Here is a 22,638-nt window from a genome sequence, read left to right on the forward strand (position 1 = left end):
TTCAAATTGATATTTCTATGGAATTAAACAAACTTCACAGTAACCAGTACTTCTATCTAAGATTATTTTGTTCCCACCTTATCAATTGGTCTTAAACGTAATGCACTCCAAGTTTCATTTATAGAAATTGCAGTCACAGTTTTTAATCCAAATTCTGCAGCTGTTACACGAATTGTATCTCGGTTTATGTCAGTTTTAATTTTTGAAGTCCCTTTTGGATACGCAAACCATAAAACACTATCAGATTCAATATTTTCTAAATCATGCTTGAGGAAATTTAAAAACTCCTCGTTGTTATTGATGAAAATTAATGTATTTGTACTTTTCGTATTTTTTCCAAAAGCAGTTTTCAAGCCGAGTACAATAAAAGAATCCCTAATTTCTTTTGGAGCATTAAGTACAGTTCCGATGTCCTTAAACCTTAGTTTTTTGATAACGTCTTGCATTGTTTATACATTAGTTGGTTTTAAAGCTAATGTATGTATTTTTTTATTTGTTGTTAATTTAATTTTAGACATTCTATTGAATAAAAAAACGCTGGCAAATAATTACTTTTCGATAGTTCGGAGCGCCTTTTTAATGATGTAAGTTGTTTCTTTTGTGGGACTAATTTCTTTCCATTTTTTACAAATTTCAATTACAAATTCAGGATTAGTCTTGCTCGCATCATTTAGCCAGTTCCCAACACTATCTTGTACATATTTTGTACTATCTGATTTTAGGTTTTCTAAGATAACTAAGCCTAATTCAGGATTTTGTTTTAATACTTCGAGATGTTCACACCAAACTCCTCTTGGTCTTGTGGATTCACTCGCAAAGCGTCTGATGTTTTCATCAGAATGTTTTGTCCATTGCGATAAAATAGCCAAGCTTTCGGTTAAGTTTTTAGCAATAGAAGGTCTTACAGCAAGCCAGCAGATTTCTCTAACACCAAAATGTTTATCAGCAGAAAAAGGTTGAATTTGGGCTAACTTTTCAGTAATTGATAGTTCCTCATTTTTTCCGATTATATAGGTTGCCCAGCATCTAACTAAATCAGATTTATGAGTGGAAAGTATAGAAAATAGTTCGTTATCATTTTCCATTTTAGCCAATCTAAAAAGACTAGTTCCAATAGATTCATTTATAGCATTGACAGTTTGCTTTTTTAACGCTTCAATATTTGTAATAATTGGTTCAAAATACTTAGAACGATTGGTTTGTTGAAGAACGTTTTTAAGTAATAGTTTTTGATCAATAGCTAACCATTCTACTAAATTGGCAGTTTCAATTTCTCCTTTATTTAATTTTTCTAAAATATCGACAGTTATGTCTTTAGTTGAGCGTGAACCTTTGCGTTTTATTTCTGTCATAATAATTTATAAATTCTACAATGGAATGTAGATTAGCGAGCATTAACATTGGATTTACTAAAATTGATATCCATTATTTTATTATTTTTGTAAAGATTCAAAATATTATCTAGAGCTACAATAGCGCATAATTTTAGCACATAGGGATAAAAAAGTCACTATTATGAAAACAAAGGAAAGAAGCTCAGAAAATAAAATTTGTCCATTAGAAGTTGCTGTTAATTCTATTAGTGGAAAATGGAAAGTTCCTATTGTTTGGCAAATCAATGAAGGTAAAAAACGTCCAAGCGAATTTTTACGTGGAATTGCAAAAGTCGACAGAAGAGTTTTGAATCAACAACTGAAAGAAATGGAACAAGATGGTATTTTGACCAAAGAGTCATTTAATGAATTACCCCCAAGAGTAGAGTATTCACTAACTGAATTAGGCGAAAAACTTGTTGCAATTTTATGGATGCTCAATGATTGGGGCAAATTGATGATTCCTGCTGAGGAAGATTAATGTCCTAGCACAGCATTAGGCTTTAAATTCAGTCCTGTTTGTTACAAAATAGGCTAATTCTTCTTCCTTTATTGTTAAGTTGCTTAATCGCTTAAATCCTGCTTTTTGTAATACATTTTGTGAGCCATTATTGTCAAGATCAGTTAAGGCAATGACTTCGTTTGTTTCAGTATTTGCAAATGAATATTGAGTAAGCGCTTTGCATACCTCTGTTGCAATACCTTTTCCCCAATATGCCTTGCTAAGTACATATCCAACTTCTATTTGATTGGTGTTTTCTACAAAAATACGAGCAACGCACATCCCTATAAAATTATCGTTTGTAGCATCAAATATAGCCCATCGGCTCAACTTGCTTATTTTGTAATATTCAAGTAATTCAGAAAACATTTCAACATATCTTTCCGGAGTAGTTTCGGGTAAATACTGAGTAACTTCATTGTCTTTAAATAAGTTTAAAAAAGTTTGTTGCTCATCAATTAAAAATTCACGAATAATTATTCTTTGGCTTTGGTATAGATTTGACATAGTATTGATGTGTATTTACCAAAAGTAAAAAAATAAAAATACATATATTCGCAATTAAGAAATTAGTTAGATAAAAAATGGAAATAGAACAAATAGTGAGGTTTATTTTGCCTTTAGTAAGTGTTGTCATGGGATTAGCAATAAGAAATTCAGACAAAGAAAATTATGCCTCTATAAAAAAACATTGGTGGTTTTTTGTTGTGATAGGAGTACTTTTATTCTCCTACCGATTATATGATTTTTTGAATTAGTTAGTACCATGGCTCCATGTACTATTTCGTTTATTTAATGTGATTATGTAATTAAGAATTATGTCGTAGTACTTAAATAATTGATTATATTTATTGTAAGATAAGTTTACAAATTAAATACTTAATAGTTATCGCTATTTTGTTGTAAAGTAAAAATCTATATAAATATAGATAAAGTGCTTAATTACAGTATTTAAATTTTATAATTCTATTAATAATCAATTAATATTTCCACCATGAAATTTTTAAAATTTTCACTCGTTATATGCTTCTTACAGTTTCCTTTTTTGAATGGTTTTTCGCAAGATTTAAAGCCAGGGTTTGATAAAGCTGAATATAGAGAATTAATATATTTGGCTACTCAATCAACCGAATCACCTGAAAAAGCAAAAGAGATTCCTCAGCCAGAACACTCAAAATTAATATATAGAAGTAAGCCAATAGGATTAGACAATCTTTGGGAATTATGGCTAAAAGACGGCAACACGGCTGTTTTGTGTACAAGAGGAACTACCGAAAAAGGAGAAAGTTGGCTTGCTAATCTTTATGCCGCGATGACTCCTGCAAAGGGAGAAATGAAAATTTCAAATTCAGAGACATTTGAGTACGAATTATCGACTAACAAAGACGCTGCAGTTCATACAGGCTATTTGTTAAGTACCGCTTTTATATCTAAAGAAATGCTTCCTAAGATTGATTCTTGTTATAAGTCAGGGATTAAGAATTTCATAATAATGGGACATAGTCAAGGTGGAGGAATAAGCTATTTACTTACGGCTCATTTTTATAACTTACAAAGCAAAGGACAATTACCAGCCGATATTCGTTTTAAAACCTATTGTAGTGCAGCACCAAAACCAGGAAACTTATACTTTGCATATGATTATGAACGTAAAACGCAAAATGGTTGGGCTGTTAATGTAGTGAGCGCTGCTGATTGGGTACCTCAAACCCCTTTCTCAGTCGAAACACCAGAAGATTTACCAATAGTAAGTCCAATTGCAATGGTAGAAGAAACAATTAAAAATCAGACTTTTTTTAAGAGAATGTTTTTAAATATGGTTTATGGTAAACTAACAGATCCATCTCGTAAAACTGTTAAAACATATCATAAATTACTAGGAAAAGAAATGGCTAAAAGAGTCAATAAATTCTTGCCTGAATTTGTAGCACCACCGTTATATAATAGTAATAATTATGTGAGAACTGGAAATACGATAGTTCTATATCCAAATCCAAATGATGCTACTTATTCTGAAAAATTCCCAAATAACACAAAAGACATAATGATGCACCATTCTTTTCCACCTTATTTATATCTTTTAAATCAATTGGAGTAATGTACAGAGTTGCAAAGGTTCAAAGCTTCATAGTTACAAAGGAACTAAGGTTCTAATAAAGCGAATACTGAGACTGAATACTGAGACAAGAAAAATGACCGCAAAGTCCGCAAAGATTTTCGCAAGGTTCGCTAAGTTGTAAACTGAATACTGAGACTAACCCCAATCTTGTCTCCCTGACGAAGGAAGGGCCTCATCGAGATGCTCCACAATCGTGAGGAAGGTTCAAAGTTTCAAAGTTTCAAAGGTTCAAAGTTGAGTTGCAGAGGCACTAAGGTTCTAATAAAGCAAATACTGAGACTGAAAACTGTGATTGCCTTTCAACTGAGACTGAATACTGCGACTAGAAAAATGACCGCAAAGTCCGCAAAGATTTTCGCAAGGTTCGCAAGGCTAAACTGTAAACTGAGACTGTAGCTGAGACTGGAAAAATGACCGCAAAGCCCGCAAAGATTTTCGCAAGGTTCGCAAGGTTCGCAAGGCTAAACTGTAAACTGAGACTGTAGCTGAGACTGGAAAAATGACCGCAAAGTCCGCAAAGATTTTCGCAAGGCTAAACTGTAAACTGAGACTGGAACTGAGACTGAAAACTGTGACTGCCTTTCGACTGAGACTGAACACTGAGACTGAACACTGTAAACTGGGACTAAACACTGCGACTGAAAACCTAATTACAAGTAATCTGATAAGCACATCTTCTGTCGCCTCCGATGATGTGGCTAACACGATTAATTACAATGTCTTTCCCTAATACAGATTTAAAAGTATTTAATTCTGACGAGCAAAAACCTTGGCATATAGTTGCAGCAGCGCAAATCGGACAATGATTTTCGACTAAAAGGTAACCTTCATCATTTTTTGAGTATTCTGCCATATAGCCTTCTCGGGTTCTTATCTCGACCAACTTCTGAATTTTTTGTTCTAGATTAGTAATAGTATCAATTTCTTCATGATACTTTTTCTTTCCAGTTTCCTCATAAACATTTATAACCGTTTGCAAGGCATTTTCGCCCATGGCATTAATTATGTTTATTAGTTTTAGAGTCAATTCAGCATGTGTATCTGGAAATTTAGAATTTCCATTGCTAGTTAGGCTAAATGTTTTTTGAGGCCTACCCACACCTTTAGATTCTTCTTGTGGGTTAATAAGATCCTCTTCAACAAGCTTAAGTAGCTGTTGTCTAACGCCTTCTTTGGTTATCTTAAGTTCATGCGCAATCTCAAGAGCCGTAAGCGGACCTCGCATTTTGAGCAGCATTAATATCTTATTTGTTGTCATAGATTAATAAAACAAGTATTTAGTTGTTTTATTATGCAAAATTATTAATTTTGCATAACTTATCAAAGCTGATTAGAAGAAATTATTCCCCTAAAGTCAATCAATATTGTAAGTTACAGAATTAATAAACGTAAAATTATAGATTATGTTATTAGAATTACAAGAGCTTCCCAATAGTTCCTATGATAGGATTAATCTACCCATATATATCGTTCCGTACTGGAATGTGCTAATGAAAATTTGCAAATAGTATATATCCTCCACTATAGATTTTAAAACCTCAAAAGACTTTAGTTAAAGATTAGAGTGTTTTTTCAGTGTGCTCAACAAGTTTGAATAGTATTCAAATTGGGCAGGGGATACCTATGTCTAAAAATTAGTAAAATCTAAAATTTAAATTCAATAATAACTCAATTTTTTAATAATCAGAAATATGGAAATAATAAATAAAATAGATGCCTCAGGAATACAAACTCTTGATTTAAGGATTTACAAACCCGATGGAAATGATTTTTTAGTATTTGACATCGTACCATTTCTTATTGAAGATTTTCTATTACAAGAAAAGACATTTCGCTCAGAAATGGCAAAGATAGATTGGAGTCAATTTAATGACAAAGATGTCGTTATCTGTTGTTCAAATGATGCGATAGTACCACTTTGGGGCTACGTATTAATTAGTTCGTTACTGGCTCCTTATGCATCAATTATTGCTTATTCGACTACAGGAAATCATGAAAGTGTTTTATGGATGGAAAGAATCAGAAAGATAGAATTTACAGGCTTTATCGGTCAAAAGGTTGTCTTAAAAGCAACTTCATCTATACCAGAAGAAATCCTTGTATTGGCTACCAGTCAATTAATTAAATATGTACAAACTTTGATGTGGGGAGAAGCAGGTTCTCCTTTAATGATTTACAAAAGAAAATAAACCTACAATGAAAAAAACAATAGCAATCCTGTTTATAGGAGCACTTTCAATAGTTTCATGTGATACTAAAAAAACAGAACAAGCAGAAAGTCCAAAAGAGTATCCAATACTAAGATTACAACCTCAAAATGGCAATGTTTCTGTTGAATACCCAACCACTTTAGAAGGGGAACAAACAGTCGAAATACGTTCTAAAATTGATGGATATATAGAGCAAGTTTATGTCGAAGAAGGTTCGGTCGTAGCCAAAGGACAACCTTTATTTAAAATAGACGCCAATAGTTATTTACAAGAAGTAAACAACAAAAGAGCCGCAGTTTTGGCGGCAGAAGCTAGTCTAGAAACAGCAGTTATTCAAACAAAAAGAACGGCAGCTTTAGCAGAAAAGAAAATTATAAATAGCTATGAATTAACTTCTGCTAAAAATATAGAAAGAGTTAAAAGAGCGGAACTGAGCCAAGCCAATGCCGATTTATCATCTGCTAAATCAAAACTTGCCTTTACCCAAATTGTAAGTCCTATAAACGGTATTGTTGGTAGTTTGCCTTTTAAAATAGGTAGTTTGGTTAGTAGTTCGGCTCCAGATCCTTTAACGACTGTTGCCAATACGAAACAGATATATGCTTATTTTTCACTGAGTCAGCAACAATTAAATTCATTCTTGAGTCAGTACTCAGGTAATAAATTAAAGGAAAAATTTAAGAACATGCCAGAGGTTTCTTTGCAGACTGCCGATGGAGGAATATATCCACTAAAAGGGAAAATACAAACGTTGAGCGGTGTATTAAATGCAAGTACAGGAGCAGCAAATTTTAAAGCAGTTTTTCCAAATCCAGATGCCAAACTTTGGAGTGGGGCAAGTGCAACGATTATCATTCCAACTCAGTTTGAAGATGCAATACTCGTTCCTAAAAAAGCAGTATTTGAATTACAAGGACGCTTTTTTGTTTTTGCCGTAGATCCTCAAAATGTAGTACGTAACACCGAAATAAAAATAAGAAATACAGCAACCGAAAAAGAGTATGTAGTAACCGAAGGTGTAAAATCGGGAGCTAGTATTGTTATTGATGGAATTGGGAATTTGAGAGATGGAGAGAAAATTGCGCCGATAGTTGCTTTAGCTAAAAAATAAAAAATCATGTTTAGAAAATTTATAGAAAATCCGGTATTATCTACAGTAATATCGATAATAATAGTGATTTTGGGATTGCTAGGATTGGCTTCATTGCCTATATCTCAATATCCTGAAATAGCACCACCTACAGTTGTTGTAACAGCATCGTATCAAGGAGCAAGTGCCGACGTAGTCATGAAAAGCGTGATTGTTCCTTTAGAAGAACAAATCAATGGAGTTGAGAATATGTCTTATATGACTTCTACTGCGAGTAGTAATGGAAGTGCAACGATAACAATATTCTTCAAACAAGGTACAAATCCTGATATGGCAGCTGTAAATGTTCAGAACAGAGTTACTAAAGCTACCAGTTTGTTACCTAATGAGGTTATAAAGTCAGGGATTACAACAAGCAAGCAATTAAGTAGTACCGCATTTAGCTTTTTGTTATACAGTAAAGATGGAAAATATGATGAAAAATTTCTAGATAATTATTTGAGAATAAACATCATGCCCGAGATGAAACGTGTTGAAGGCGTAGGGGGAACAGAAATTTATACCAGTCAGGAATACTCGATGCGTATTTGGTTAAAACCAGATGCAATGGCAAGTCAAGGTTTGGTTCCCGATGATATTATTACCGCTTTAAAAGAACAGAATATCGAAGCTGCTCCGGGGAAAATAGGAGAAAATAGTAGAGAGTCGGTTCAATATGCTTTAAAATTTACAGGAAGATTAGAAAGTCCAGCAGCCTTTGAAAATATTGTTTTACGAAGTGACAAACAGGGGAGTTTGTTGCGTCTAAAAGATGTTGCAGAGATTGAATTTGGAGCTTTGGATTATAGCACTTCTCTAATTACACAGGGAAATGTTTCTTCGGGGGGAGCAATAAGTCAAATTTCGGGTTCAAATGCTAGAGAACTTATTATTGCTTGTGAGGATATACTAAAAAAAGCGTCTAAGGATTTTCCTCCAGGATTAGAATATCATACGTTCCTAAATGCTAATGACTTTTTGGATGCTTCAATCGAGAAAGTAATTTATACTATTATCGAAGCTTTCATTTTGGTCTTTATTGTAGTTTTTATCTTTTTACAAGATTTCAGATCTACATTAATTCCAGCAATAGCAGTGCCTGTTTCGATTATCGGAACGTTCTTTTTCCTAAAGTTATTTGGTTTTACCATTAACTTATTGACACTTTTTGCTTTGGTGTTAGCTATTGGTATTGTCGTCGATGATGCGATTGTAGTTGTTGAGGCAGTTCATGCTAAATTAGATCAAGGAGCAAAATCGGCAAAGAAAGCTACTATTCATGCTATGAGTGAGATTAGTGGAGCAATTATATCGATTACCTTAATTATGTCGGCTGTATTTATTCCAGTAACATTTATCACAGGATCGGCAGGAGTATTCTATAAGCAATTTGGATTAACATTGGCGGTAGCCATTTTAATTTCGGCAGTGAATGCATTGACTTTAAGTCCAGCGCTTTGTGCTATTTTATTGAAACCACACGATCCTGAAAAAGCAAATCATCCCAAAGGGTTTTTACCTAAATTCTATGCTAGTTTTAATGTTGCCTTTGAAGCTGTTACCGATAAATACATTGGAGCTATTCGTTTTTTAATTCGTAGAAAATGGATTTCATTAGTAGCGATTGCAATTTTCGGAATTGTGTTTTATGTACTTATGAAAAACACACCAACAGGTTTTGTACCTAATGATGATGGGGGTGCTATTTTTGGAAATGTGGTTTTACCTCCCTCTTCTACACTAGAACGTACCGAAGAAATTACAAAAGAAATTGATAGTATTGCCAGAAGTATTCCCGAAATAGAACTCTCTTCTACACTTTCAGGAATGGATTTAATTCACGGAAATGGAGGTTCTTATGGAGCGTTGTTTATTAGACTAAAACCATGGAATGAAAGAAAAGGAAAAACTCAGGATGTTAATTCAATTGTGAGTCAGTTGTTTGCGAAAACAGCCCATATAAAAGGAGCAAGTATTATTTTCTTTGCAGCTCCAACTTTACAAGGATTTGGAAATAGTAACGGATTTGAAGTGCAATTGCAAGATAAAACGGGAGGTAGCTATCAAAATTTTGATAAAAACATCGGAAAGTTTATGGCGGCAATCAATCAGCGACCAGAGATAATGTACGCTACAAGTCCGTTTAATATTGGTTTCCCAGAAATGGAAGTTAATGTGAATGTTGCTAAGTGTAAAGATGCAGGAGTGAGTATAAATACTGTGCTTAATACGCTTCAAGGGTATTTTGGAGGAATCTACGCTTCGGATATTAACAGGTTTGGAAAACAGTATCGCGTGATGTTGCAATCGCATCCTGATTATAGAGCAAAAGAGAGCGATATGAATAAAATCTTTGTTAGAACAGATAAAGGTTCAATGGCGCCAATCTCGGAATTTGTAACATTGAAAAAAGAATACGGCCCTGAATTCTTAAATCGATTTAATCTATTTACTTCTACTACAGTTACAGGTGCGCCAAATGCAGGATATAGTTCGGGGGATGCCATAAAAGCAATTGAAGAAGTAGGTGCACAAACATTAGATAGAGGATACACATATCAGTTTTCTGGATTAACCAAAGAAGAACTTTCTAGCGGAAGCCAAACGACATTAATCTTTGGACTTTGTCTAATCTTTATTTACTTCTTGTTAAGCGCACAGTATAAGAGTTATATTTTACCCTTTTCGGTATTGTTATCATTACCAATAGGACTTGCTGGCGCGTTTATATTTGCCAATCTTTTTGGAGTCGATAATAATATTTTCCTTCAGATAAGTTTGATTATGCTGATTGGTCTTTTGGCGAAAAACGCAATTCTTATTGTAGAGTTTGCCTTACTACATCGCTTAAGCGGAAGAAGCCTTGTTCAGTCGGCTATATTTGGAGCAAGAGCCAGATTGAGACCTATTTTAATGACATCATTTGCTTTTATTTTTGGATTAATTCCGTTAATGATTGCTACAGGAGCTGGAGCATTAAGTAATAGATCAATTGGTACTGCTGCCGTTGGTGGAATGCTGATTGGTACCATTTTCGGTGTTTTTGTAATTCCGATTCTATTTATCATTTTTCAGTCAATGCAAGAAAAAATTGGAGGAATAAAAGAGCCTGCGCACGAACCAAGAGGAATTTAGTGGCAAAGGCCTTTTTTAGGAACAAAGGTTCAAAGTAGCAAAGGCTCAAAGGTTTTGAGGAACTGATACTGGAGAAGCAAGATACAAGATACAAGATTCAAGACTGCGACTGAAAACTGGTAACTGCGACTTATACTGAAAAAACAACCCAAACTTGTCTTCCTGACGAAGGAAGGAACTCATCAAGTAGCTCCAGAATCAATGGTAAGTATTTAGGTGTAAAGGTTCAAAGAAGCAAAGGTTCAAAGGTCCAAAGGAGGAAAGCTTTGCGATTCTGCGTCTTTGCGAGAAATAGTCACACTGACGGAGGCTCAAAGGATCAAAGCTACAAAGGCTCAAAGTAGTAAAGGCACTGAGGTTTTGAGGAACAGAGATTGAAGAATCTAAGAAGTCTAAGAAAGTCTAAAAATCTAAGTAGTCTGAGAACGAGACTGAAAACTAAAAAAAAATAACAAAACAAACATATAATAATGAATAAATACAATTATAAACTGATAGTGATTGTGCTGTTTGTTGCAAGTATATGGAGTTCGTGTAAAATCACGAAACCGTATGCTAAACCCGCAACGACAGTAAATTATCGCGAAGCGGAAAGTATCGATAGTACTAATATTGGTAAGATGAAATGGTCGGAATTATTTACAGATGCTGCTTTGCAACAACTTATTTCTGATGGATTAGCTGCAAATCTGGATTTGAAGATTGCAATAGAGCGAATTAATCAAGCCAGTGTGAATCTTAAGCTGAGTAAAAATGCGTTTCTGCCTACGGTCAATGGGAACGTATCTGTAAAAGAATCAAGACTTGCTTTTCCGCAAGGATTTGGACTTTTTGACCAATCGACACAATATGATTTGGGTATTTCTGCGGGATGGGAAATAGATGTTTGGGGTAAATTAAATAGTGCCAAAAAAAGTGCTGTAGCAAATCTATTGGCAACAGATGCTGCCAAACGTGCTGTTCAAACACAGCTAATTGCAAATATTGCCAATTCGTATTATGAGCTGTTATTGCTTGACGAACAACTTAAAGTACTTAAAATGACCGCTAAAAATAGAGAGAAAGATGCTGAAACAATCAAGGTGCTTTTTGAAAATTCTATTATTAATGGAGTAGCTGTGGTACAGAGTGAAGCAAACTTTTACGAAGCAGAATTAGCGATTCCAGATATAGAGCAAAAAATTATTGAAACAGAACATGCTTTGTGTGTGCTTTTGGCTAAATCACCAACGAAAATTAACCGTAGCACATTAGAACAGCAAAAATTAGTTTATGATCTCAAAATTGGAGTTCCGATGCAACTTTTGGCAAACAGACCAGATGTGCAACAAGCTGAATATAATTTCAAAACTGCATTTGAAGAAAGTAATGTGGCAAGAGCTTATTTCTATCCAGCTTTAACCATTAGCGGAGCAACAGGTTTCTCTAGTTTCGGATTAAAAGATTGGTTTACAAACGGAAGTCTTTTTGGTAATATCGCAGGTGGACTCACACAACCTATTTTTAACAAAGGAATCAATAAAGCCAGATTGGCTACCGCAATATCATTGCAAAAAGAAGCACTGTACAATTTTGAACTTTCAATGCTTAAGGCAAGTGAAGAAGTTTCGAATGCCCTTTCTAGATATGATAAAGCTACTTTGAAGGAAGAAAAAAGGAAAAGACAATTAGAAGCATTACTAAAAGCAGTAGATTTTAATAAAGAATTACTAAACAATTCAACTACTAATTATACTGATGTATTAACTGCTGAGCAAAATTTACTTAATGCACAATTGAGAGGAATTGATGATCAAAGTCAAAAGCTCCATGCAGTTGTGAATTTGTACCGAGCCCTTGGCGGAGGTTGGAATTAATTATTAATTCAAGAAACAATAAAAGCCCAATTCTAATATAGAGTTGGGCTTTGTTTTTGTCCAAAAAAGGCAATAAAAGCCTGGGTTTATTAAAATAGAGTATAAGCTATATTTATAAAAAAGTTTCTTCCTTGACGTGGAATTTTATTCCAATCGGAGAATGTGGTGTAATAGGTGTCAAAAATATTTTCGACTCCCATTTGTACATTCATTTTGTTTTCTTTCAAAGAAAAAGTATATCCCGAATTTAAATTAAAAATTACATACGATGGAGTTTCTGTTTCGCCATAGATAGTTGCAAATTTTGTTTGGGCTAGGTTTCCTGATGTGCCGAATCCCATATTAAAGTTTTCTTTTTTATATTGAATGTTTCCTGAATAACGCAACGGACTTATAAATGGTAGTTTGTTGTTTTCGTTGTCCTTTCCGTAGCTATAAACCAAAAGTGTTTTAAAGCTCCAGTTTTCGGTTATTTTATATTCTAAATTCAAATCAGTATTGAAGATTGAAGCGTAACTTAAAGCATTATACACTTTTACTCCCGAAGCTCCAATAGTCATAGGATGTATGGCGGTATTGATTTGTCCAACAATATAATCCTGAATATGGAAATAGGATGAAGTTAAGTTTGAGGTAAATCTTCCAGTTTTAAATCCTAATGTAACATTTGCTTCTAATGATTTTTCGTTTTTTAGATTTGGGTTTCCGACATAATCATAAAAATCATTGCTGTTGTATAAATAATAGCCATAACCCTCAGAAACCGACGGCGCTCTTTCGCCATAGGCTAAACCAAAACCATATTCGAATTTATCATAATGTAAAAGATAGTTTGTGGCTAGACTTTTTAAAATTCGATTTTTTGTTGCGGACATATCAGGATAAAAAATCTGAAGGCTTTGTAAACCAAATTCATCTGCCACTTTATTTGAATGCATTCCAATACTAGTCGAAATTTTAATAGTAGCTTTTTGAGAAATTGGTATTGCATCTTCTAGATAAACTCCATTATAGCGTGTTCGTATATCAGGCCAAGTGTACATAAACATTGCGTTTTCATTGGGATTATTTGGATACATCGTCATTTCGGCAACTGATTTATTGTAAAACCCATTCAGGTTTGCCATGAAAGAATGGTTTTTGAACTTGCCTTTCACTTTAGAATAAAATCCGTAAGTATCCGACCAACCTGGCATGTCCATATGAATAGGAACACTTGGTCGTTTGGTATCATCCATTTTATGAGTAATTGTATTAAAATATACTTTGGTTTCCCAATTGGTAATATAACTAGAAATAGGATTGTAGCTATAACGCAAAGATGCTATGGTAGCTTTCGCTAAAGAAACATCCATTGGTAATGCTGGATAACCTACATCAGTAGCTTTATCATAAATTACAGAACCTTCAATTAAACTTTTTTTACCCAAATAAAAACCAGCTGTAGCAGATAAATTGTATTTAGTAAACTGCGAAAAATTAATTTCTTCATGACTACCAGCTTTATAGTTTTCGGCATCACGATACGTAAAATCGGTATTAAAATAAAACGAACTATCGTTGTAACCTATTGATGTACCAATGATTTTTTGTTGATTATTGGTTTCGTAACCTGTTTTAAATGCACCATTCCATCCTAATTCTTTTTGTATAAGATTGGTTCGTTTTAAATCAATTGCTCCTCCAATTGTTGGGCCGTGACAGCTTCCTTGTTGTCCGGAAGAAATAGCAGCTTCGGATAGATTAGATACTTCAACATAAGATGTTACAGGATCCATTTTATCGGTACAAGCTCCAAAAATTCGCATTCCATCAATTGTAATTACAGTTCGTTCGGTAGCCATATTGTTAATGATAGGTTCTAGGGCATATCCGCCTCTTCTTATCATATTTACTTTTGATGCATGCTGTAGGTATTCTTCAACGGTTGCAAGTGATTTAGGCTGTTTAAGATGCACAGGTATTTTTTTACCAATGACAATAATTTCACTGAGATCAATTGGAGAAATACTATCTTTTACTTCTTTTTGTGCAAAACAAATACTTGTAAATGTTGCTAACAAAATTGTTATTATAGTTTTCATACTATCCTAAATAATGGGAACCAAGTGGAGTTACTTGGTTCCTTTGTTACTAATAAAATGCTTAAAATTCAATCTCAAAGAAGAGACTACTAGATATGTTTTCAGGAGTAACTTCTTCTCCCTTTAGTATTTCACCAGTTGCATTTAAAAGTTGTAAGTTGATTTTCCAATATCCAGTCATTGTTAAGGATAGTTTTCCGTTATAGAATCCTCCTGTTATAGATTGTGTTAAATCGGTATTGTTAGGCGAACTGTGATTGCCCATGCTTGGCATTCGAGTATCGATTTTTACTTTAAAATTATCAACTGCCGTAAACGTCATCATATCTTTCATTTTATATAAACCTGCGGACATATTGTTTATAGCAACTTTTGGACTTTTCGGACTGATGTAAGCTAAGACATATCTTGCTCCATCATTTCCTGTAAATGAACTTACAGTACGTTTCTCAGAAGCAATTACATTTATCTTAGCTTTTACAGTGTTATCAATAGCATTAATGGTGTAATTAATTGTTAACTCCCAAAATTCAGTAGTATTCTGAGCCATCTGAAAAATAATGTTACCATTATATAACGTCTGTTTGCCAGAAACTTTTTCGATTAAAGACTTCGGACAAGAATGTTTCATTGTCGCCATATTCATTATTGGCATCCAATCTAGAGAAGCGTTAGTGATGTACTTGTTTGTTGTTTTGTCTTTGATCCTTAAAGAAATCGGATTGTAACCTTGTATTAGTTTTCCCGTTTCAGAATAAAGTTCGATGATATGATTTTCATTAGATAGTTCTTGAATTTTGACAAGACCTAAAGTTTCATCAATTGGATTTTCGGATGAAAAATCACTGTCAGAAGAGCAAGAAAATAAAGTTATGGCTAATAGAAGAATCGATAAATATTTTAAATTTTTCATTTGTATTAAATTAAGAATTGATAATAAAAAGCCTGTCGGTTGTTTGACCGAGAAGACAATTAATAAAGATTTCGAAAATTAATACAGAAGGTTGGGGGGATGAAACAGGAGTTTGATGTTAAAATGAGAGTAGAGATTTCTGCGCAAAATATCTTTCTTTAGAATTGATTCGATTACTAGATTAAAATCAAAAGAATTTATTTTTTCAATAAATAATAAATCAATTCCAGTTGGGAAGTTTTTTTTCTCTGTTGATGAGGAGGAATCATTATCTGAAGCTTTACCTAATTCATTTTTTAAATGGCATTTTCCTTTGCATTCCAATTGTGGCTGACTTTTGTTCTCACAAAGCTCTGATGCTATATAATCATAATTAACGGCGTAATCCAATATCGGAAACACAGGCTTTATGATGATAGCAATTAAAAATATATAGACAAGGATTTTCATTATATTTCTTGAAACAACAAAGTTAAGCGCAAGTTTTTTTGTAAAATATGATTCTTGTCATATTAGTACAATAAAAAAGAGTTTTTTGTCTTAATTACAAATTGTGTTTTTTTTGTGTTTAGATTACAAGATTAAGTGTTTGGTAATCAAAAGAAAACGTTTTCGAAACTATTTACTTGTTAAAGCCTAGTGAAAATTCTTTTTTTGTTTCAATACTTTGTTTACTTTTGACCGCAAATGAGAAAACTGATTGTGTTATTTGTGTATTTAGGATTGCTTCTGCTAGGCGGAGGTCAATACCTTAATGCAGGTACTCATCAAAACTCTAATTCATCTTCTCACAGTCTGGAGAAAAAACACCGAGTAAAATTTACAAATCAAGATTCTAGTAACTCTTTAATTGAGGATGCCGACATAGATATCGATGAAGAGCATCTTGGTGGTGATATTAAAGATGGAATTTCAGATAAACTTTTCACAGGAAATTATAGCTTATTAGATAATTGGTACCTGACAATTTCTTGTCAATCACTTTTAGACCATTGTCAAAAGAATTTTAAAATCTTCGCGCCATTTTGTGGCCAAAACAATCCTATTTATATTACTCTACGAGTATTAAGAATCTGATTAACACGGATACATCGGTTACCTAAAGTGTAATGATGCATATCTTGTGGCTGTATATTAAATTTACATCTTCTTGTATGACTGTTCATGCATAACTATGGCTTCTGATGTTTTTTTTACATCTAAAGGAATACTTTCATTCCAAGCATTCAATCGCTTAATTACCATTTTTATACCATGAAGAGAATAGTCGTGTTAACGGGCGTTATCGCCTTGTTGTACCTTACAAGTTGTACAACTAAAAAAGAAGAAAAAGAAGAAGCTGAAAAATTTACAGTGACCAACCCTGTAAAAATTGATACTTCATTTACCAAGGAATATGTTTCGCAGATAAAATCTGTGCGAAATATTGAAATTCGAGCACAAGAAAAAGGATTCTTGCAAAACATTTATGTTGACGAAGGTCAATTTGTAAAAGCAGGACAGGTGTTGTTTAGAATTCAGCCAAAAATGTATGAAGCAGAGCTGCTTAAAGCGCAAGCAGAACAAAAAGCTGCAGAAATAGAATTACAAAACACAAAAACATTAGTAGAGAAAGATATCGTTTCTAAGAACGAACAAGCAGTTGCTTTGTCTAAACTTCAGGCAGCAAAAGCCGAAGTTGCATTGGCAAAACTTCATTTATCATTCACAGAAATTAGAGCTCCATTTGATGGAACAATTGACAGAATTCCTTTAAAATTAGGAAGCCTTATTGAGGAAGGGGAGTTATTAACCAGCCTTTCAGATAATAGTCAGATGTTTGCTTATTTCAACGTATCTGAACCAGAATATTTGCAATATCAAACGGAGGTAAAAGATCGTGCAGAAACTAAAGTTAGTTTGGTTTTAGCCGATGGTAAAGTTTTCAAAGAGAAAGGAAACGTAGAATTAATTGAAAGTGAGTTTAATAATGAAACTGGAAATATCGCTTTTAGAGCAAGATTCCCTAACTCAGGTAAATTACTTAGAAATGGTGAAACTGGACAAGTACAAATGCTAGTTCCTCTTAAAAATGCAATTGTGATTCCGCAAAAAGCAACGTATGAAATTCAAGATAAAAAATATGTTTTTGTCATCGATAAAAACAATGTAGTATCATCAAGAGAGATTACTATTACAGGTGAGATTCCTGATTTATATGTTGTACAAAGTGGACTTACTGAAAATGATAAAATTTTACTAGAAGGAGTTCAAAAAGTAAATGAAAAAGATAAAATTAAATATGAATTTCAAGCACCTCAAACAGTAATTAATCATTTACGCGTAAAAGCAGAGTAAGTTATTAGTTAGCAGTGAGTAGTTTTTAGTTTTCAGTTTTCAGTCTCAGTGAGCAGTCGCAATGTCATCCTGAGCGGAGTCGAAGGACAGTCGCAGTGAGCAGTCGCAGTGAGCAGTCGCAGTGAGCAGTCTCAGTGAGTAGTCTCAGTGAGTAGTCTCAGTGAGTAGTCTCAGTGAGTAGTCTCAGTGAGTAGTCTCAGTGAGCAGTCTCAGTGAGCAGTTTCAGTGAGCAGTCGCAATGTCATCCTGAGCGAAGTCGAAGGACAGTCTCAGTGGACATTTTACAGATTACATTTCACTATCACTTTTTACTGTTATTGAACAACTAAAATCAATTTGGCTTAATCATTAAAAAATATATAAAATGTTTAATAAATTTATTCAAAGACCTGTACTGTCGATAGTGATATCGCTGGTAATTGTCTTTTTAGGGATATTATCGGTATTAAATTTACCAATAACCCAATTCCCTACAATTTCGCCACCAATGGTGAATATTACCGCAGATTATCCAGGGTCTAATGGTGAATTGATGGTCAAAGCAGTTGTTATTCCTTTGGAAAGAGCCTTAAACGGAGTTCCAGGAATGAAATATATGGCTTCTGATGCTGGTAATGATGGTGAGGCTACTATTAAAGTAGTGTTTAATTTAGGAACCGACCCTAATCAAGCAGCAATTAATGTTCAAAACCGTGTAGCTTCGGTTACAAATAAATTACCTCCATTGGTAATTAGAGAAGGTATTAAAATTACGAGAGAAGTACCTAGTATGTTGATGTACGTAAATCTTTATAGTACTGACAAGAATACCGATATGAAGTTTTTGTATAACTATGCTGATATCAACGTACTTTCAGAATTAAAAAGGGTTAATGGTATTGGATCTGGTGATATCTTAGGAACACGTGAATATGCAATGCGTATTTGGTTAAAACCAGATCGTATGTTGGCTTATAAAATTTCAGCAGACGAGATAATGGAAGCATTATCAAGCCAGAGTTTGGAAGCATCTCCTGGTAAAACAGGTGAAAGTTCTGGTAAACGTTCTCAGGCGTTTGAATATGTATTAAAATATTCTGGACGTTTTACAACAAAAGAACAATATGAGAATATTGTTGTAAAATCAAATGCAAACGGTGAGCTTTTACGTCTAAAAGATGTTGCCAAAATTGAATTTGGTAGTTCAATGTATGATATTTATTCTAATTTAAATGGTAGACCATCTGCGGCTATTGTATTAAAACAATCTTTTGGAAGTAATGCAAATCAGGTTATTGAAGAGGTAAAAGCTAAGTTAGAAAAAATCAAACAAAAATTTCCAAAAGGTATGGATTATGAAATTTCGTATGACGTTTCTAAATTTTTGGATGCTTCTATCGAAAAAGTAATTCACACTTTGGTTGAAGCTTTTATCTTGGTAGGATTAGTTGTGTTTCTTTTCTTAGGAGATTGGCGCTCTACTATTATTCCAGCGATTGCAGTTCCTGTATCATTGATCGGAACCTTTATATTTATGACATTCTTTGATATTTCACTGAACTTAATTACATTATTTGCTCTGGTTCTAGCTATTGGAGTCGTCGTCGATGATGCCATTGTGGTTATTGAGGCGGTTCATGCCAAGATGGAAGAAGAGCATCTCTCAGCATATAAAGCAACTAAAAAGGCGATGCATGAAATCGCGGGAGCAATTATAGCGATTACGTTCCTTATGGCAGCAGTATTTGTTCCAGTTGCCTTTATGTCTGGTCCTGTGGGAGTATTTTACAGACAGTTCTCTGTTACTATGGCAACGGCGATTATACTTTCGGGTATTGTGGCACTGACCTTGACACCAGCACTTTGTGCAATGATGTTAAAAAACGATCATGGCAAACCCAAAAAGAAAACACCTGTAGATCGTTTTATAGATGGTTTTAATAACAAGTTTAATTTAGCACAAGGCAAATACCAAGATGTATTGGCTAAAATTATAAACAGAAGGGCGGTTACTATTATTGCACTTTTAGGTTTTTGCGCAGGAACATGGTTGATTAGTAGTACGGTTCCTTCTGGATTTATTCCAAATGAGGATCAGGGAATGTTTTATGCTGTTATTCAAACACCACCAGGATCATCATTAGAGCGAACTAATAATGTTGCAGAGAAATTACAAAAAATAGCAGAAACAATAGATGGAGTAAAATCTGTTTCTTCATTAGCAGGTTATGAAATTCTGTCTGAAGGTACTGGAGCAAACTCAGGAACTTGTTTGGTTAATCTTAAAGACTGGAATGATAGAAAACATTCTGTAATTGAGATTATGGCAGAATTGGAAGAAAAATCGAAAGACATTGCTGGAGCTAATATTGAGTTTTTTCAACCGCCTGCTGTACCTGGATATGGTGCTGCTGGAGGATTTGAACTTCGTTTATTAGACAAAACAGGTTCGGGAGATTATAAAAAAATGGAGAAGGTAAATAACGATTTTGTTGCCGAATTGAACAGACATCCGGAATTATCTAACGTTTTTAGCTTCTTTAGTTCTAGTTTCCCTCAATACATGATGAAAGTAGACAATGATTTGGCACAACAAAAAGGTGTTTCTATCGAAAATGCGATGAATACATTGTCAACACTTGTGGGTAGTAACTACGAAATTAGTTTTATTAAATACGGAATTAACTATAAAGTAATCGTTCAGGCAGCTCCTGAATATCGTGCACAACCAGATGATATTTTAAAGCTTTATGTGAAAAATAATCGTGATGAAATGGTTCCTTTTTCGGCCTTTATGAAATTAGAAAAAGTATATGGTCTTTCGGAAATTACAAGACATAATATGTATACTTCTACCCAGATTAGTGGTTCTGCTGCTGCTGGTTATAGTTCTGGTACAGCTATTAAGGTGATTCAAGAAGTTGCTGCTAAAAAATTACCTAGAGGATATGACATTGATTGGGCAGGTATTTCTGCCGATGAAGTTGCTCAAGGGAATCAAGCAATTTGGGTTTTCCTTATCTGTTTAGGATTTGTGTATTTAGTATTAGCTGCACAATATGAAAGTTTCATTTTACCATTATCAGTAATTCTTTCTTTACCAGCAGGTATTTTTGGAGCATTCCTTTTGTTAAAATTAACTGGATTAGAGAATAATATTTATGCTCAGGTTGCTATGGTAATGCTTATTGGTTTATTGGGTAAAAATGCGGTATTGATTGTGGAGTTTGCTATACAAAGGCACGCTGCGGGTAAGTCGGTTTTTGAAGCTGCTTTAGAAGGTTCTAAGGCTCGTTTCCGTCCAATCTTAATGACTTCATTTGCATTTATAGCAGGATTACTTCCGTTAGCTTTTGCTACAGGTCCAGGTAAAATTGGTAACAGAACCATTGGTACTGCGGCAGCAGGAGGAATGCTTATTGGAACCATTTGTGGGGTATTCATTATTCCTGGATTGTATTATATATTCGGTAGAATTGCAGAAAAACACAAATTAGTGAAACATGAAGAAGAGAATCCATTAACAGAAGAAATTGACAACAATCATGTATAAAATCAAATTATATAAATATAGTATTGTTTTGGGTCTTTGTCTTGTTGTAGTAAGTTGCAAGACGCCACAAACAGTTGCAGATACTCCAAAGAAATCAATTCCGGAGTCTTTTGGAACTACCAAAGACACGACAAATATGTCGGACATTAAATGGAGTAACTATTTTAAAGACAAGAATCTTGTAGCTTTAATTGATACTGCATTAAAAAATAATCAGGAATTAAATATCACGCTACAAGAAATCGAAATCGCTAAAAATGATATTCGTGTTAGAAAAGGAGCCTTATTACCTACAGTTGGTGTACGTGCAGGAGCAGGAGTGGAGAAAGTAGGACGCTATACTAGTCAAGGTGCTGGTGATACTTCTACGGAGATTAAACCAGGTAAGGAAACACCTGATCCGCTTGGTGATTTTACTATTGCAGCTTATGCTAAGTGGGAAGTAGATATTTGGAAAAAGTTACGTAATTCAAAAAAAGCTGCAGTAAGCAGGTATTTGGCCACTGTAGAAGGTAAGAACTTTGTAATCACAAATTTAATTGCAGAGGTTGCTGATTCTTATTATGAATTATTGGCATTAGACAGTCAGTTGGATATTGTGAAGCAAACTATCAAGTTGCAATCAAATGCTTTAGAAATTGTAAAAATTCAAAAACAAGCGGCAAGAGCAACGGAATTAGGTGTTCAGAAATTTCAGGCTGAAGTTATGGCTTCAAAAAGTAAAGAGTTTGATATTTTACAGCAAATAAAAGAGGCAGAGAATAAAATCAACTTTTTGTTAGCTCGTTATCCGCAAGAAATTAAAAGAGACAATACAGACTTCTTGACTTTATTGCCAGCATCTGTTAATTCTGGAATTCCATCACAATTACTAACAAATCGCCCTGATGTAAAACAGGCTGAGTTAGAATTAGTAGCTGCAAAACTAGATGTGAAAATTGCTCGTGCCGAATTTTATCCTTCATTAGATATTTCGGCCGCTATAGGAGTACAAGCATTTAAACCAGCTTATTTGTTTACTATGCCAGAATCGCTACTTTATTCATTAGCAGGAGATTTGGCAGCGCCATTAATTAATAGAAATGCGATAAAAGCGGAGTTTAGCAGTGCAAATGCAAGACAGCTTCAAGCATTGTACAACTATGATCGTACTGTTTTGAATGCTTATTTAGAAGTTTCAAATCAGCTTTCTAAAATTGATAACTTGCAAAAAGGGTATGATCTAAAATCGCAACAAGTGACTGCTTTAAATAAATCAATAGATGTTTCTAACGATTTGTTTAAGTCAGCGAGAATTGATTATTTCGAAGTTCTAATGACACAACGTGACGCATTAGAAGCTAAACTTGAATTGATAGATACAAAGAAAGAGCAGTTGAATGCTGCAGTCTATGTGTATAAAGATTTAGGTGGTGGTTGGAAATAAAATTAGTTATTTGTAGTTAAAA

18 protein-coding genes are annotated in these 22,638 nt (G+C 34.0%); 11 read left to right on the forward strand and 7 right to left on the reverse strand.

The genetic code is table 11. The features are described from left to right. Window positions 1-62 precede the first annotated feature (62 nt). Both QWY99_RS09060 and QWY99_RS09065 read right to left on the reverse strand, forming a co-directional pair. The gene (locus tag QWY99_RS09060) at window positions 63-446 is read right to left on the reverse strand and encodes a hypothetical protein (protein ID WP_290263971.1); all 384 of its coding nucleotides are present in this window, start codon (window positions 444-446) and stop codon (window positions 63-65) included. A gap of 102 nt (window positions 447-548) precedes the next feature. Next, entirely contained in the window at window positions 549-1,352 is an 804-nt protein-coding gene (locus QWY99_RS09065) for a DNA alkylation repair protein (RefSeq protein ID WP_290263973.1), read from the reverse strand. A 163-nt stretch (window positions 1,353-1,515) separates the two neighbouring features. On the opposite strand from QWY99_RS09065, the gene QWY99_RS09070 reads away from it, so the two are divergent. Next, on the forward strand, window positions 1,516-1,854 hold the full coding sequence (locus tag QWY99_RS09070) for a winged helix-turn-helix transcriptional regulator (RefSeq protein WP_290263975.1): 339 nt from the start codon (window positions 1,516-1,518) through the stop codon (window positions 1,852-1,854). A 15-nt stretch (window positions 1,855-1,869) separates the two neighbouring features. Here QWY99_RS09070 and QWY99_RS09075 read toward each other — a convergent pair whose 3' ends face one another. Continuing rightward, window positions 1,870-2,382, reverse strand: coding sequence for a GNAT family N-acetyltransferase (locus QWY99_RS09075; protein WP_290263977.1), 513 nt, complete (start codon window positions 2,380-2,382; stop codon window positions 1,870-1,872). 77 nt (window positions 2,383-2,459) lie between these two features. Here QWY99_RS09075 and QWY99_RS09080 point away from each other — a divergent pair, with 77 nt between their 5' ends. Both QWY99_RS09080 and QWY99_RS09085 read left to right on the forward strand, forming a co-directional pair. Then, the gene (locus QWY99_RS09080) at window positions 2,460-2,633 is read left to right on the forward strand and encodes a hypothetical protein (RefSeq protein ID WP_290263979.1); all 174 of its coding nucleotides are present in this window, start codon (window positions 2,460-2,462) and stop codon (window positions 2,631-2,633) included. Between the two features lie 236 nt (window positions 2,634-2,869). Continuing rightward, complete coding sequence (locus QWY99_RS09085) at window positions 2,870-3,973, forward strand: lipase family protein (RefSeq protein ID WP_290263982.1); 1,104 nt, start codon at window positions 2,870-2,872, stop codon at window positions 3,971-3,973. 667 nt (window positions 3,974-4,640) lie between these two features. Here the strand turns inward: QWY99_RS09085 and QWY99_RS09090 are convergent. Beyond that, window positions 4,641-5,252 carry a helix-turn-helix transcriptional regulator gene (locus QWY99_RS09090; protein WP_290263985.1) on the reverse strand — a complete coding sequence of 204 codons (612 nt, stop codon included), beginning with the start codon at window positions 5,250-5,252 and terminating at the stop codon, window positions 4,641-4,643. Window positions 5,253-5,685: 433 nt separating this feature from the next. Here QWY99_RS09090 and QWY99_RS09095 point away from each other — a divergent pair, with 433 nt between their 5' ends. The 4 genes from QWY99_RS09095 (at window position 5,686) to QWY99_RS09110 (ending at window position 12,324) form a co-directional block, all read left to right on the forward strand. Next, the gene (locus QWY99_RS09095) at window positions 5,686-6,183 is read left to right on the forward strand and encodes a DUF2480 family protein (protein ID WP_290263987.1); all 498 of its coding nucleotides are present in this window, start codon (window positions 5,686-5,688) and stop codon (window positions 6,181-6,183) included. Window positions 6,184-6,190: 7 nt separating this feature from the next. Next, window positions 6,191-7,315 carry an efflux RND transporter periplasmic adaptor subunit gene (locus QWY99_RS09100; RefSeq protein ID WP_290263989.1) on the forward strand — a complete coding sequence of 375 codons (1,125 nt, stop codon included), beginning with the start codon at window positions 6,191-6,193 and terminating at the stop codon, window positions 7,313-7,315. A 6-nt stretch (window positions 7,316-7,321) separates the two neighbouring features. Beyond that, window positions 7,322-10,468: an efflux RND transporter permease subunit gene (locus QWY99_RS09105; RefSeq protein ID WP_290263991.1), complete on the forward strand. Its 3,147-nt coding sequence runs from the start codon at window positions 7,322-7,324 to the stop codon at window positions 10,466-10,468. A 470-nt stretch (window positions 10,469-10,938) separates the two neighbouring features. Then, window positions 10,939-12,324, forward strand: coding sequence for an efflux transporter outer membrane subunit (locus tag QWY99_RS09110; protein WP_290263993.1), 1,386 nt, complete (start codon window positions 10,939-10,941; stop codon window positions 12,322-12,324). Between the two features lie 89 nt (window positions 12,325-12,413). On the opposite strand, the gene QWY99_RS09115 is transcribed toward QWY99_RS09110, so the two are convergent. The 3 genes from QWY99_RS09115 to QWY99_RS09125 all read right to left on the reverse strand — a co-directional run bounded on the left by QWY99_RS09115 (window position 12,414) and on the right by QWY99_RS09125 (window position 15,771). Further along, entirely contained in the window at window positions 12,414-14,408 is a 1,995-nt protein-coding gene (locus QWY99_RS09115; RefSeq protein WP_290263995.1) for a TonB-dependent receptor domain-containing protein, read from the reverse strand. Window positions 14,409-14,469: 61 nt separating this feature from the next. Beyond that, window positions 14,470-15,321 carry a hypothetical protein gene (locus QWY99_RS09120; protein ID WP_290263998.1) on the reverse strand — a complete coding sequence of 284 codons (852 nt, stop codon included), beginning with the start codon at window positions 15,319-15,321 and terminating at the stop codon, window positions 14,470-14,472. Between the two features lie 78 nt (window positions 15,322-15,399). Then, on the reverse strand, window positions 15,400-15,771 hold the full coding sequence (locus tag QWY99_RS09125; RefSeq protein WP_290264000.1) for a hypothetical protein: 372 nt from the start codon (window positions 15,769-15,771) through the stop codon (window positions 15,400-15,402). A gap of 237 nt (window positions 15,772-16,008) precedes the next feature. On the opposite strand from QWY99_RS09125, the gene QWY99_RS09130 reads away from it, so the two are divergent. The 4 genes from QWY99_RS09130 to QWY99_RS09145 all read left to right on the forward strand — a co-directional run bounded on the left by QWY99_RS09130 (window position 16,009) and on the right by QWY99_RS09145 (window position 22,616). Beyond that, entirely contained in the window at window positions 16,009-16,398 is a 390-nt protein-coding gene (locus QWY99_RS09130) for a hypothetical protein (RefSeq protein WP_290264002.1), read from the forward strand. Window positions 16,399-16,575: 177 nt separating this feature from the next. Then, window positions 16,576-17,658 carry an efflux RND transporter periplasmic adaptor subunit gene (locus QWY99_RS09135; RefSeq protein WP_290264004.1) on the forward strand — a complete coding sequence of 361 codons (1,083 nt, stop codon included), beginning with the start codon at window positions 16,576-16,578 and terminating at the stop codon, window positions 17,656-17,658. Between the two features lie 364 nt (window positions 17,659-18,022). Then, window positions 18,023-21,190 (forward strand): efflux RND transporter permease subunit, encoded by a 3,168-nt coding sequence (locus tag QWY99_RS09140; RefSeq protein WP_290264007.1) that lies wholly within the window; start codon window positions 18,023-18,025, stop codon window positions 21,188-21,190. Next, on the forward strand, window positions 21,183-22,616 hold the full coding sequence (locus tag QWY99_RS09145; RefSeq protein WP_290264010.1) for a TolC family protein: 1,434 nt from the start codon (window positions 21,183-21,185) through the stop codon (window positions 22,614-22,616). Before QWY99_RS09140 ends, QWY99_RS09145 begins: the two co-directional genes overlap by 8 nt. The last annotated feature ends 22 nt before the right edge of the window (window positions 22,617-22,638 follow it).

Origin of the sequence: Flavobacterium branchiarum, assembly GCF_030409845.1 — a bacterium.
Lineage (GTDB): Bacteria > Bacteroidota > Bacteroidia > Flavobacteriales > Flavobacteriaceae > Flavobacterium > Flavobacterium branchiarum.